Source organism: Sorangium sp. So ce176 (assembly GCF_051519835.1).
Classification (GTDB): Bacteria; Myxococcota_A; Polyangia; order Polyangiales; family Polyangiaceae; genus Sorangium; species Sorangium cellulosum_G.
The window spans coordinates 7,297,305-7,309,739 of sequence record NZ_CP150371.1 but is presented as its reverse complement, the minus strand read 5'-3'; the positions used below and the strand labels follow the sequence as shown (position 1 = coordinate 7,309,739).

At 67.3% G+C, this 12,435-nt stretch carries 13 protein-coding genes; 6 read left to right on the top strand and 7 right to left on the bottom strand.

The window, feature by feature from the left end:
* Window positions 1-99: 99 nt before the first annotated feature.
* A complete protein-coding gene (locus WMF42_RS27310) occupies window positions 100-378 on the bottom strand; it encodes a hypothetical protein (RefSeq protein ID WP_437685734.1) in 279 nt (92 codons plus the stop codon).
* Between the two features lie 320 nt (window positions 379-698).
* On the opposite strand from WMF42_RS27310, the gene WMF42_RS27305 reads away from it, so the two are divergent.
* Together WMF42_RS27305 and WMF42_RS27300 are read left to right on the top strand one after the other, a co-directional pair.
* A complete protein-coding gene (locus WMF42_RS27305; RefSeq protein WP_437685732.1) occupies window positions 699-1,463 on the top strand; it encodes a hypothetical protein in 765 nt (254 codons plus the stop codon).
* Between the two features lie 39 nt (window positions 1,464-1,502).
* Entirely contained in the window at window positions 1,503-1,655 is a 153-nt protein-coding gene (locus WMF42_RS27300) for a hypothetical protein (RefSeq protein ID WP_437685730.1), read from the top strand.
* An 898-nt stretch (window positions 1,656-2,553) separates the two neighbouring features.
* On the opposite strand, the gene WMF42_RS27295 is transcribed toward WMF42_RS27300, so the two are convergent.
* The gene (locus WMF42_RS27295; RefSeq protein WP_437685728.1) at window positions 2,554-2,901 is read right to left on the bottom strand and encodes a hypothetical protein; all 348 of its coding nucleotides are present in this window, start codon (window positions 2,899-2,901) and stop codon (window positions 2,554-2,556) included.
* Window positions 2,902-3,218: 317 nt separating this feature from the next.
* Here WMF42_RS27295 and WMF42_RS27290 point away from each other — a divergent pair, with 317 nt between their 5' ends.
* Window positions 3,219-3,554 (top strand): hypothetical protein, encoded by a 336-nt coding sequence (locus tag WMF42_RS27290; protein WP_437685727.1) that lies wholly within the window; start codon window positions 3,219-3,221, stop codon window positions 3,552-3,554.
* Between the two features lie 460 nt (window positions 3,555-4,014).
* Here the strand turns inward: WMF42_RS27290 and WMF42_RS27285 are convergent, their stop codons facing one another.
* Window positions 4,015-4,785: a DUF1287 domain-containing protein gene (locus tag WMF42_RS27285; protein ID WP_437685725.1), complete on the bottom strand. Its 771-nt coding sequence runs from the start codon at window positions 4,783-4,785 to the stop codon at window positions 4,015-4,017.
* 104 nt (window positions 4,786-4,889) lie between these two features.
* Between WMF42_RS27285 and WMF42_RS27280 the strand changes: the two genes are divergently transcribed.
* Window positions 4,890-5,216 carry a zinc-dependent peptidase gene (locus WMF42_RS27280; protein ID WP_437685723.1) on the top strand — a complete coding sequence of 109 codons (327 nt, stop codon included), beginning with the start codon at window positions 4,890-4,892 and terminating at the stop codon, window positions 5,214-5,216.
* A 135-nt stretch (window positions 5,217-5,351) separates the two neighbouring features.
* Entirely contained in the window at window positions 5,352-6,773 is a 1,422-nt protein-coding gene (locus WMF42_RS27275) for an IS701 family transposase (RefSeq protein WP_437685721.1), read from the top strand.
* Window positions 6,774-6,933: 160 nt separating this feature from the next.
* On the opposite strand, the gene WMF42_RS27270 is transcribed toward WMF42_RS27275, so the two are convergent.
* The 3 genes from WMF42_RS27270 to WMF42_RS27260 all read right to left on the bottom strand — a co-directional run bounded on the left by WMF42_RS27270 (window position 6,934) and on the right by WMF42_RS27260 (window position 10,315).
* The gene (locus WMF42_RS27270; protein ID WP_434041534.1) at window positions 6,934-7,566 is read right to left on the bottom strand and encodes a glutathione S-transferase family protein; all 633 of its coding nucleotides are present in this window, start codon (window positions 7,564-7,566) and stop codon (window positions 6,934-6,936) included.
* 276 nt (window positions 7,567-7,842) lie between these two features.
* Window positions 7,843-9,252 carry a PLP-dependent aminotransferase family protein gene (locus WMF42_RS27265; RefSeq protein WP_437685719.1) on the bottom strand — a complete coding sequence of 470 codons (1,410 nt, stop codon included), beginning with the start codon at window positions 9,250-9,252 and terminating at the stop codon, window positions 7,843-7,845.
* A 37-nt stretch (window positions 9,253-9,289) separates the two neighbouring features.
* Window positions 9,290-10,315, bottom strand: coding sequence for a helix-turn-helix transcriptional regulator (locus WMF42_RS27260; RefSeq protein WP_061613224.1), 1,026 nt, complete (start codon window positions 10,313-10,315; stop codon window positions 9,290-9,292).
* 140 nt (window positions 10,316-10,455) lie between these two features.
* Here WMF42_RS27260 and WMF42_RS27255 point away from each other — a divergent pair, with 140 nt between their 5' ends.
* Window positions 10,456-10,911, top strand: coding sequence for a GFA family protein (locus tag WMF42_RS27255; protein WP_437685717.1), 456 nt, complete (start codon window positions 10,456-10,458; stop codon window positions 10,909-10,911).
* Between the two features lie 112 nt (window positions 10,912-11,023).
* Here WMF42_RS27255 and WMF42_RS27250 read toward each other — a convergent pair whose 3' ends face one another.
* The gene (locus WMF42_RS27250) at window positions 11,024-12,262 is read right to left on the bottom strand and encodes a hypothetical protein (RefSeq protein WP_434041530.1); all 1,239 of its coding nucleotides are present in this window, start codon (window positions 12,260-12,262) and stop codon (window positions 11,024-11,026) included.
* Window positions 12,263-12,435 lie beyond the last annotated feature (173 nt).

Below are 12,435 nucleotides of genomic sequence, written 5' to 3'. Positions count from 1 at the left end.
AGATGAGATAAGCATCACTGCCTCCGGAATGCATGAGGTGACCGGCTTCGACTCGAGAGCTGGAAGCGACCATGAGCGCGTTTCTCGGCGAAGATGGCGCTATCCAGCGCGGTCCCAGAACAAGACGCGGATCTGGTTCCCTCGCCGTCTCCTGCACACCAACAGATGTGCGCAGCGCGGGTCGGCATCGAAGCGCTCCCTCAGGTCAGCCGGCTCGGCCGCGATGTAGACGCGCATCGACGGCGGCAGCGTCAGCACGACGTCTCCGACGCGGCGCTCGCGCGTGGCGCGATCGAAGCCCGGCTGAACGCGAACCACCCGCCCCTTGGACAGCGCGATCTCGAAGCCGCTGCGCTCCCATCGCTCGACCCCCTCCACCCTCGTTGCCATCGCTTCCTCCTTCGTCGCGAAGGGTGACAGGTAACCGGCGCTGCGCCGACGATCACGCTGGCGTGGGTCGGGCGCTTGCGCTACGGACGGTCATGTTTCCGATGACCCGCCAGCATCGAGACTGTCGGAGCTCCTGCCTTCCCCCTGCCGCTGTCCTACGATAGGCTCGCAAGTGAGGCAACAGATCTGATTGCATGCCCTACCTGCTTATCGACCCGGATCCCGCCTGTCCTAGGTATTGATTTGGGCCTTGCGCTATATGAAGGTGATATATGCGTTTTCGGCGACATGGCACAGATGTTACGGATGTGACCATTCACATATCGAGCACCGAAGGGAACTCTTCGGCCGGCATCGGGCTCGCCGATGTTCCACGACCGGATGGCGTTCCCAATATAACGAGCAGTGATCCTGATGTGGTTAGCGTCGATGGCACACCTCGCATACGCGCCGTTGGCAATTTCTTGTTTTACCTCAGCGCGCTTGCTACCACATCAGGTGGTGGCGCTGTAACGGTGACTGCGGCGACACGGTCCGGAACCCAGGCGACGCTGAGGGTCGTGGTTGACGCTGCGATAGAGTTGCCGGATCCTGCTACTGAAGCTGGAGCTGTCGCCAGACTGTTGATGTCGGAGGCCCGCGGTCCTTCCCACGCAGACTACCTGGCAGCAGACACATTGGAGAGTATGGGGTGGATGCAACGGGTTCTGGAGAATCGATTGGCGAGCGGTTCTTCTCAGTTCGGGGCGCGCGGGGCGAGAGATTTGATCGACATCATTCGCGCCGCCGATCAATTTGATGGGTTCTCCGATTATCCGAGCTACGATCAGGGGGTTCGTCGTCGGCTGCAGCAGATGGTTAATATCGCGAATAATGACAATGATCGAATGCAGTCGGATTTTCGAGCTTTCATACAGAATGCTATCGATGTGGCTCGGTTGCGGGTCGCCATCCGGGACCCGAGTTCAACGGGCTTGTTCGGGTGGAGAGCCGCAGGGACTGGAAGTCCAGGGCCCAGATTCTCGAGATTTCGTACGTTGGCTGGAAACACGTTCTTCACGTTGTGGTCATGATTGAGTCCTTGACATGATCTGAGATTTTTGCCTGCATGCATGGACGCACTCCGGCTGTGGCCAGTAGCGAGCCGCGCCAGGAAGCAGGGATACGGTGCAGTCTTCAGCGCGTGGGCCCCGGACGGGAGCGCCATCTACGTGCCGACGCAGGTGCCCGACACGCGGGGCGGGGGCGCGTTGACGTTGACGTAGCGAGCAGGTCACCCGGCCGCGCTCGCCCCCGCGGCGCTCGGGCGCCGGTTCGCTCGGATGCGGCGCTCCCGCTCTCGCTCTTGTGCCGCCTCGCGGCCAGCGTTCCGCCGCCGCGCTTTCACACCGTCAAGTACGCGGGCGTGCTCGCGTCGGCGAGTCGCCCACGTTGGCGCGCAAGCGCATCGGACCGCGCCCTGCGAAGCCAGAAGAGCCCAGGAAGGCGGACGATGACGCCGCTCCGGAACGCAAGCGTGGCGGCTATCGAACGGTCGACACCGCGCCGCGCTCTTGCGCCGCACATGTGCGATCGATGTCCTCGAGTGCCCAACTTGCAAGGGGCGGATGAAGCTCGTCGGCATGGTCACTGAACCCCGGAACATCGCCCGCTTCCTCTGCGCGCTCGGCGAGCCGACCGATGTTCCAGCACGCTCTCCCAACCGGAGACCACCGTAGTGGAAAAGCACCGTTGTGCGCCGCAAGGCGCTCGGTGACGCCGTAGAGCGTCTCGCGACGCGCCTCCCGGGCCAGATTGAAGAGGGGCTCGCCATACAAATGTGCTATATTTCTTCGAAGATCTAACTCTCTAAGCTCTGCTTGGATCTGGGCAGTGATCTTTTCAAAGTAGCAATAGTTTTCGTCTGATAGTACTTGTGAGTAGCCTTTATAGCCAACTCCAGATCGCCATCAAGATGTTCAATGGGCCAAATATAGACGCGGCAAACCTGCAAGGCGCAGTAAACTGCAGCCCTTGGCAAGGCAGTGTTTTCGCCGCAGGCGTCTTCCTGTTCACAAAGAAGCAGGGTTGCTCTTATTTGGTCGGGAAAGTGCGTGAGATGCATCAGATTGGCGAACCAATCTGATGCTCTGTCGTTCTCCCAGGGATTGTTGCCCCACATCGTTAGGCTGCGAGGCGTTCAAGGTTCTTGAAAAGATCGTCTGCGGAGAGTTTGATCTCTTCCCTGAATTGCTTGGGAATTTTCTTGTGGCAGCGTTCGTACCAATCGTAAAAAGTAGTTTTGATATCGGGTATGTTTAAGCTGGGTACGCGAAGCTCTGCCATGTCTGGGTACTTCTTGGCAAGGTAGAGGAATATGTCCAGGTGCACCAGCAGCGGCTGAGCTGCCCTGTCAGCTGTTTTCATCCACTCTGTGATTTTATTGATTTGTTCGATTGCTAAATTAAAGTAACGTGCGGGCTCCAGGTCTGCTGATTGATTGCCATTAGGTGCTGCGCTGAAAATTTTCATAGCCTTGATTCGTTAATTGTGCTTTGCGTGCGCCACGCTCAGCCATTCCGTAATAGATCACTTTGTTGTCTTCTACAAGTAGGACGCGGTTTCTTCCCGTCGTGTCTGGGCCGACGCCTGTGTGCCACGGCGGCGAACCTGATCGAGGACGTCCTGCCCGAGGTGGCGCACCGTCCGTGGGTGTTGACGTTTCCGTGGCGGCGCAGGCTCGCCCAGGGCGGGGCGTTGTTCGGCGTGCTGACCCGCCTCTTCGACGAGAGCGTGGAGCGGTTCTACGAAGAGCGCGCCGCGCGCCGACGCGCTCGGATGGCTTCACCTTGCGCGCAGCGACGCGCGCCGGTGCGCACCATGCCGCGGCGAGGGAGGCGCTGCTGCGTTACGTGCTGCTCGTCGATGTGGACGACGGCCTCTCGGTCGCGAACATGATTGCCCAGCACGGCGTGCGTCCGCAGCGCGACGTTCCCCCGATCCGATATGATGCGCTCGCGCAGTGTCTTGGCAGCCTCGCGGAGCACGCGCAGGGGGTCAGCGCATCCATCCATATGCCGAGGATCGGTTGCGGCCTCGCGGGCGGGAAGTGGCCAGAGGTCGAGGCCATCATCCAGAGAACGCTCTGCGCTGCCGGACTGTCCGTGCACGTTTACGATCTGTAGCGCGGGTGCTCGTACGCGGACCCGCACCGCCCTGTCGCCCACGGCGGCGCTTGAGCGCGCCGCCGACGTGACGAAGCACGACGGACACCCTCGATCCGAGCCGTGGCGCCGGGCTCCGCCGTCGCTCTGGCGCCCTCTGCTGGTTGCCAGGCCAGTTTGTTGTGAGTTGCCCCAACCGCTGCTTCAAGTACAACCATCACCGAGATCCGGCGAACGGGGAGTTTCTGCACGGTCACTTCTTCCGGAAGGAGCCCGGTGATGTTTGACGCCGCTCATGTCGGATGCACCGTCAAGTACGCGGGCGTGCTCGCGTCGGCGAGTCGCCCACAGCGCCGAGCCGGAGGTTGTGCGGGATCTGAAGCTGGATCTGAAGACGGGAGAGGTCGCGATGTGAAGACTGGCGGCCCGACCGAGGTTGCGGCGGCCCGCCCTCGGTCACGCCGGACGGCGCCGGGGGCCCTCACGGGCCGGAGCCGCTTCGAGCTTCCTCGGCCCCCTCCGGCTGAACCCTGAAGTGGCCGAGCACGGTCCAGGCGTCGAGCGCGTCGTCCTCGCTCGGCCTCGGGCCGATGTTGTGGAGGACGAGCGGGAGGCCGCGCGGGCCCTTGCGGTCGCTGACGATGCCGACGTGATCCGGCGAGCACGGAGGGCACGACTTCAAGGCCCACACGACGATATCGCCAGGCTTCCATGTGCTCAGCGCGGCCTCCTCGAACGTCTTCGGGAGCGGCGTGGCGTGGGCGCGCAGGTAGGTGAGCATCGGTCCGACGCGGCGATGATCGATGTTGCGATCGGGGCGCTCGACCGTCGTGTAGGCGGCGCGGCGCGCGAGGACGTCTTCGTGAATCATCTTCTGGAGATCGACGCCCGTGGCGCGGACGGCGCGGATGACGACATCGGTGCAGACGCCGCGATCGGGGGCCGGATCGCCGCCCGGGTAGCCGATGGCGACCCAGGCGGGGTCGTAGGTGACGCCGCGGGCGACCTCGAGGCGCGCGCGGGCGACGATGGCGTTGGAGGACGCCGCCGCGGGGGCGGGCCCGGCGAGGGGCGCTGGAGCAGGCGCGTGCGCGGCGGTCCGCCCGGGCGCGGGCTTCGCCGCGGGCACGGGGGTCGGCACGAACGCAGGCGCAGGGGCCGGCGCGACGCGGAGCTCGCGGGGAGCGAGCTCCGGCGAGCTACAGGCCAGGAGGGGGACCGCGGCGACGACTGTCCAGAAGCGTGAGCTCATGACCCCTCCTCGGCCGAGGAGGACGATCTGTGACATGGCAGCGCGCGACGCGGCCCCCCGCTGCCGTCTTCCGGCAGGGCCCCGCGAGCGGGTAGGGGGCGTCGTTGCTTGCCTTTCTCAGGGGGCGGCGGCGCGCCGCCGTCCGCCGCGCGCCTTTTCCGCCTGCGTGGCGCGCGATCCTCGGCCGGAACGTGCCCTGCATCGGCCGCCTCCCGGCCGAGGACCAGGAGGAGCTCCTCGGGCATGTCCAGGTCTTCCTGGCCGAGAAGCCGTTCGAGGGGTGCGGCGGCCTGGAGATCACCGACGAGATCCGGGTCACGGTGGCAGCGCAGGCGTGCCTCCTCCTCTTGCACCGCGAGACCGGCGCGGCGGACGTGAGCGACGGTCACAACCTCGTGCTCCACGAGCTTGCGCACAAGCTCGATCCGTGAGGAAGGCCCCGCCGGCGGCGCGCCCGAGCTGCCGGAGCGCTCGAGGTACGGTGAAGCTCGGGCGCGCATCCTTCAGGGCGCTCTAATACTACAGCCGCACCTCGACATCGATCAGGTTGGACCCAGGATCCACCCATGGATCCGGGGGCAAGCGAGCTGCCAGCAGCGGCCGCGCGGGACACGCTGGCGGCAGATTTCGAGGCATTTCACGCGCGATTCGCGGCGCTGTTCGCACGCAGCGAGCCGCGCGAGCAGGCGATCAAGTACGTGCGCTCGTTGATGGGGCCGGCGGCGCGGCGGAACGGTTGGCAGTTGGCCGAGGCCATCGGGGACCCGACGCCCGATCGCGTGCAGCGGCTGATGTACAGCGCGGATTGGAGCGCGGATGCGGCACGCGATCTGTTGATGGACTTCACGATCGAGCAGTTCGGCGATCCGCAGGGCATCGGCGTACTGGACGAAACGGGCTTCCTCAAGAAGGGGACCAAGTCCGTCGGCGTGGCGCGGCAATACAGCGGGACGGCAGGCAAGATCGAGAACTGCCAGATCGGTGTGTTCCTCAGCTACAACGGCCCACGTGGACACGTGATCCTTGATCGTCGTCTTTACTTGCCAGAATCGTGGTGCAGCGATCCGGAGCGGAGGCAGGACGCTCACGTTCCGAAGGATGTAGCGTTCCAGACCAAGCCGCAGCTGGCGATGCAGATGCTGCATGGGGCCTGGCAGCGTGGTGTACCGATGGCGTGGGTCACCGGCGACGAAGTCTACGGGGACGACCCCGTGCTTCGCGACGGCATCGCCGCACAGGGCCATCGGTATGTTCTCGCGGTCATCTCGAGCACGCCGGTGTGGCCTCAGCGCCCTGCGGTCGCGGAGCCCCCTACCGAACGCGAACACCCTCGTGGTCCGCTCCGCACGCGCACTCGTCTTGCACCGGGCTCACCGCACGCCTCCACCGTGGCGAAGGTGGTGGCGCAGTGGTCGCCGAAGCAATGGCGTCGCCTTGCCGTCCATCAAGGCGAGAAGGGAACCATCGAGTACGACTGGGCCCGCGCACGCGTCGTCGACAGTCGTCGGCGCTTGCCGACCGACGAGGTCTGGCTACTGGCCCGCCGCTCTGTCTCGAAGCCGTCGGAAGTGGCCTACTACCTGTCCAACGCTGGAGCCGACACGCCGCTGACAACGCTCGCGCACGTTGCCTCCACGCGCTACACGATCGAGCAGTGCTTCGAGGAGGCCAAGGACGACGTCGGCCTCGACCACTACGAGGTCCGCACGTGGCCGAGCTGGCATCGGTACATCACGCTCGGGATGATGGCCCTGGCGTGGTTGGCTTCCGTGCGCGCGAAGCTTCCCGCGGAGGGCACCTTCCCGTACGCCCCGGCGATGAACCCCGAGCTCGTGCCCAAAGCGGCGCGCCCGGGGCCGGGGAAGAACGCCGAGCCCATGCAGAAGACGGCGCGTGACACGCCGGGGAAAAAAAGCCCGCCGCGCCTGAAGAAAGCGACGGTCCGCCGACGCTGGCGCCCTGGAGCGTTCCCGAGGTCCGTCGCCTGATGGAGCTGGTGCTTCCGCTGCCCGCCCATTCGCCCGAGTTCCGCTGGGCATGGTCGAGGTGGCGACGCCGAAAGCGCGCCCAGGCTCGCGCCTGTTGCTACCGGCGCCGCTGCAACCGGCGGCTCGCACGCGCCCCGGCTCCCTAACCGCGGCTGTAGTACTAAGCCCCAGGCATCTTGATGCCGCGCTCGTCCATCACGGCTTTGTTGCGCGCCTCGCTCTTCGCGTACGCCGGGCGGGCTTTGACCCTCTCGGCATATCCTGTGAAGCTCGGGCGCGGCTCGAGCATCTTGAAGTCGAGCATGTACGCGATGGTGCCGCCGAAGATGACGTCGGCCATCGAGAATTCCTTGCCGAGGACGAAGTCACGGCCCGAGATGGCCGATTCCATCGTCGCGATCATGTCGTCGTAGTTGCCCCAACCGGCGGAGCCGGCGCGGAACTCCCAGTTGCTGGCCTTGGCCATCGAGCCGGGCTCGATGACCGAGGGGGCGAAGAGCGACCAGCGAAAATAAGTGCCGCGCGCCGCGTCGTCGAGCTTCGGCGCGAGGCGGCCCGGGGCATAACGATCCGCGAGATAGAGGCCGATCGCCGCGGATTCGGTGACGACGGTGCCGCCGTCGACGAGCAAGGGCAGCTTGCCCATCGGATTGAGCTTCCTGACCTCCTCCTTCTTCTGGTCGCCGGCCATGATGTCGACGAACTTGAGCTCGTACTCGACGCCGACTTCCTCGAGCATCCACACGGTGTTGGCGGCGCGCGAAAATGGGTGGTGGTAAAGAACGATGGCCATGGTGGTGTCTCTTTCTCCGTTCGTCTCCGCCGGTCGGTCGGCGGCGCGGCGCAGGCTACCAGAGGCCGGCCCCGTTGGGCGCGGCGCCAGGGGCGGCAGGTTTGAATTTTTCTGCCCGCCGCGTTCATGGCTCCCGCCTCGGCGCGTGGCGACCTCGACCGCTACCCGGCGATGATCACCGGCTCGAGCCGCGGCCCTCGACGGCGGCCGCGCCGAGCTCCTCCCTGTCGAGCTCCTCTCGCAGCGCGCATCGCCGCAGACGCGGCGACGTAGGGCTCAGGGCGAACGGAGCTCACGATCCGCATGCCGCTCGATGAGGGCTCCCAGCAGCTCGAGGCCCTCGTCGAGCTTCTCGTCTGCCACGTTGCCGTAGCCGAGCACCAGCGCGTCGCCCTCGCTCGACGGCTCTGCCCGGAACTCGTCCTCGGTCGAGATCCGCAGCCCCTCCGCGCTGCAGACGTCGGTGAACGTCGCGCCGAAGCGCCGCCCGCGGAAGCGCACGTGCAGGTGGAAGCCTGTCTCACCGCCGCCGGCGCGGACCTGATCCCCATACCGGGCCTCCAGGAAGGAGAGGATCGCCTCAAGCCGGGCGCGGTAGCGCCGCTTCATGGCGAAGATATGGCGCTCGAGGTGGCCCTCCTCGATGAAGCGGGCCAGCGTCCGCTCGTGCGGGATGGAGCCCCGGAGGTTGGTGCGCCGCACAAGGTCCGCGATCGGGCCCACGAGGTGGGGCGGGGCGATGAGGTACCCGACCCGCACGAAGGGCGCCAGGCACTTTGAGAAGGTCCCCAGGTAGACGACGCGCTCGGCGTCGAGCGAGGCGAGCGGCGGGACCGGGCTGCCGCGGAAGCGGAACTCGGAGTCGTAGTCGTCCTCGAGCACCAGCCCTTCCGCCGGGGCGGCCAGCTCCAGGAACCTCACCCGCCGCTTGAGCGGCAGGAGCGCGCCTGTCGGAAACTGGTGCGAGGGCGTCAGGTAGAAGAGCGCGCCGCGGGGCACCTCGCCCAGGCCGGACGGGAGCGCGCCCGCGTCGTCGACGTGCACCGGGCGGCAGCGGAACCCGGCCGAGGTGAAGGCATCGCGGGCGAAGGTGAGCCCGGGCTCCTCGCAGAAGAGCGTCGTGGCGGGGAGGAGCCGCGAGAGCAGCGACAGCGAGTGCGAGGTGCCGGAGGTGACGCAGATCTGCGCCGGATCGGCGGCCAGCCCGCGGAACCGGTAGAGGTAGTCGGAGATGGCCTGGCGCAGCCGGGCGTCGCCGAGCGGCGGGCCGTACGAGAGATCGGCGGCATGCGCCAGCGAGACGGCGTCGTCCGCGGCGCGGCGCCACGCTTGCCGCGGGAACCTGGCGAGATCGGGGATCCCGGGGGTGAAGTCGAAGCGGATGGCGGGCCGACGCCGTCGGAGGGGCGCCGCCGCCGGGACGCGGGCGTGCGGCGCCCGCGCCGGCAGCGCGGCGGCGTAGGTCCCGTGGCCCGCGCGCGTCTCGAAATAGCCCTCCCCGGTGAGCTGCTCGTAGGCGTCCGTCACCAGCCGCCGGGAGATCCCCAGCTCCGCCGCCAGCAGGCGCGAGGGCGGGAGCCTGGCGCCGGGCGCGAGCTCACCGTCGACGACCGCCTTGCGCAGCCCGTCCGCGAGCTGCAGCGCCAGCGAGCGCCGCGAGGCGCGATCGAGCACGATGCCGAACACGGGGCCAAAGATAGCCCTTCTCCAGGGGAAGAAGGCGTCATGGGAGCGTGGTGTCCGGGCGGCCGACAGGAGGCCCCGAAACGTCCGGGCCCTGCGTCGCCGCGCCGGCCCGCCCCGCGGCCCGGCCGAGGCGATCGGCCAGGCGGCGGAGGACCTCGATCAGCTCCTGCGGCTCGTGCACCTCGAACTCGAACCCCATGAACCCGAGGTGGAACGCGAGCGCCTCGAGGGTCCCGCCGCCGGTGTGGACCACGCAGCGGTCCGGCGCCAGCGGCTCGACGCGCCCCGCCACGCCGGAGAGCTGCGCCGAGACCACGTCAGCGGGCGCGTGCACCGTCACGCGCGCGCGGAACCGGTACGTGTCCGTCGAGACCGACTGCGACACGTAGGCGGCCACGTCCTCGGCGGGCAGCGGGCGCGGCTTGAAGCGGCCCGCCGACCTCGGTCTGCCCTGGATGCGATCGACGCGGAACGTCCGCCATTGCTCGCGATGGAGGTCGTACGCGAGCAGGTACCAGCGGCGGCTCGTGTGCACGAGCCTGTACGGCTCGACGACGCGCGCGCTCGCGGCGCCGCTGTGGCTGCTGTAGTCGAAGTGCAGGACCTCGGCGTCGCGGCAGGCGCTCGCCATCGCGGCGAGCGCGTCCGCGTCGAAGGTGGGCCCGCCCTCGCCCAGCCGCACGCTCACGGCCTCGAGCGCGCTCACCTTGCGCCGGAGCCGCTTCGGGAGCACCTGATCGAGCTTCGCGAGCGCGCGCACCGACGCCTCCTCCAGCCCCTTCACGGGCCCGGTCGCCGCGGCGCGCAGCCCGACGGCGACGGCGACCGCCTCGTCGTCCTCGAGCGGGAGCGGCGGCAGCTCCTTGCCGGCGCCGAGCTGGTAGCCGCCGCCGGTGCCCGTGGCCGCGTGCACCGGGTACCCGAGGCTCCGGAGCCGGTCCACGTCGCGCCGGACGCTGCGCTCGGTGATCTCGAGCTCGCGGGCGAGCTCCCCGCCCGTCCAGAAGCGCCGGGACTGCAGCAGCGACAGCACCTTCAGCAGGCGCGCGGAGGTCTGGATCACGTGCCGCTCCTCGTTCTCGCGTCGTTACTTCCGGGATCGTTGCGGACCGAATCTGTCCGCAAGCCAGTGTAGCCTCCTCTCATCACGCGGGCGAGGCGCCCGAAGGCGCCGCGTCCCCCCAATCCCTGGAGCTTTCGCCCATGAGCAACGCCGCTTCCGCGCAAACCACGACGACCCCCGGCGCCCGGACCTACAGGGGGAGCTGCGCCTGCCGCGCTGTTCGCTTCGAGGCCGACTTCGACCCGAGCGCCGGGACGACGCAGTGCAACTGCACGATCTGCTCGAAGACGAGGTGGTGGGGCATCATCGTGAAGCCGAGCGCCTTCCGCCTCGTCGCCGGCGAGGAGGTCCTCGGCGACTTCTCGCGGTCCGAGGCCGGCCATGCCCGCTTCTGCAAGGCCTGCGGTATCCGCGTCTTCGGGCACGGAGACCTCCCGATGCTCGGCGGCGCGTACTACTCCATCAACCTGAACTGCCTCGACGACGCGGATCTCTCCGGCGTCCCGGTCATGTACCTCGACGGGCTCCACAACACGTGGGAGCAGCTCGCCCTCGCCCCGTACGTGGATCCGGTCACGGCCGCGAAGAGGGCCTGAAGCGAGGCGCCCCATGTCGCCTGTCCCGCCCCGGCGATGCTCCGCGCTTCCGGCATGCCGTGCAGGGCGGGGCCGGCCCCGAGCTCGCCCAGGCCGAGCTCGGACTTCGCCCTCAGCTGCTCGAGCCCCTCGAGATCGGGACCTCGCCGCGGATGACGAAGGAGCCGTCCTCGTTCACGGTGATGATCCGGTTGTTCTGGTAGGTCGACTTGATCTCCGGAGAGCGGACGATGTACCAGCCGGCCGACGGCTTCGCCTGGGCTTCCACGCCCACCTTGTGATCGTCCTTTGAGGCGGTGATCGAGTTGCCCCAGCCCATCTGCCGCTCGATGAAGAAATTGTCACGGATCGTGGTGGTCGCGAAATCGTTCTTCCTGCTCGCGACGTAGTGGTGGTTGAGCCCCGCGACTGCCCCCCAGAAGAAGTTGTCTTCGATGAGGATGTTGGTGAGCTTGCGCATGTCGGAGTCGTCGACCTCTTGCTTGAGCATGATGCTCGCGTTCGAGTAGTCGTCGCCGGAGTTGTATCCGTTCGGCCAGGTGCGGTAGCCGACCATGTCCCGGGGGCCCCCGAGCAGGTTGCCGCGGAGCACCACGTTGCGCCCTGTGTTGAACTGGAAGGCGTCGTTGTGGGTACGCCCGTCGGACGGCGTGTCCGTCCCGTTCTTGTATTCGCCGGCGTGGATCCAGTTCATCTCGACGGTCGTCTGCTGGTTCGTCCAGTCAGCCGTGCGCCCGACGTAATTGACGCCGTCCTCGACGTTCCGGATCTCGCTCCAGCGCACGGTGAAGTTCCCGCCGTGAAGGGCGGGCTGCGACTGCAGGAGGCGGCCGGCCGGGTTGCCGTTGTGCGCCGGAGCGGACTTTCCGCGCTCCGTGATCCACGCCTCGGGATCGAACAGCGAGTTTTCTATGACGACGTGCGGCGGGTTGTCTCCGTAGTTCGTGAGGAGGGCCCGCGGCTCGGGCATCTTCGACGGATCGGGGCCGCGGAAGATGCACTCGTCGAACTTGATGCCCTTGGCCTTCGGCACGACCGTCCCCCAGAACTCGACGCGCTTGTAGGTGACGTTCGGGGTGGTCAGCCGGATGGTCGTCCCTGAGCTCGCCTCCATCTGCTGGAACGCACCTGTCCAGATCGGCCCCGTCGTCGTCGGCCCTGGGAGGTAGGTGCCGGGGACGAGCGCTGTCCGGTCGGTCACCTCTGCCGCGCCGCTCGCGGCGCTCCCCTCGCCGTCGATCGAGACATTCCCGACGGCCGAGGGATCTTCATCGGCAGCGATGCAGCCTGCCGACAGGGAAGACACCGCGACGAGCGACCATGTGATGAACCGGCGAATTTTTCGAGACATGCTCACCTCTCTACAGGTCCGGGCTCCTGGAACGCCGTTCGGCGCGCCGGACCATGAAAGCGGCTTCTTGAAGGGATCGTGGCGTCGCGGAGCGCGCTCGAGAGCGCGGGAGAAAGCTCGTCTCGAAGGAAGCCCCTCATCTCCACCCTGCGACCTGACCGGTCCCCTCATCC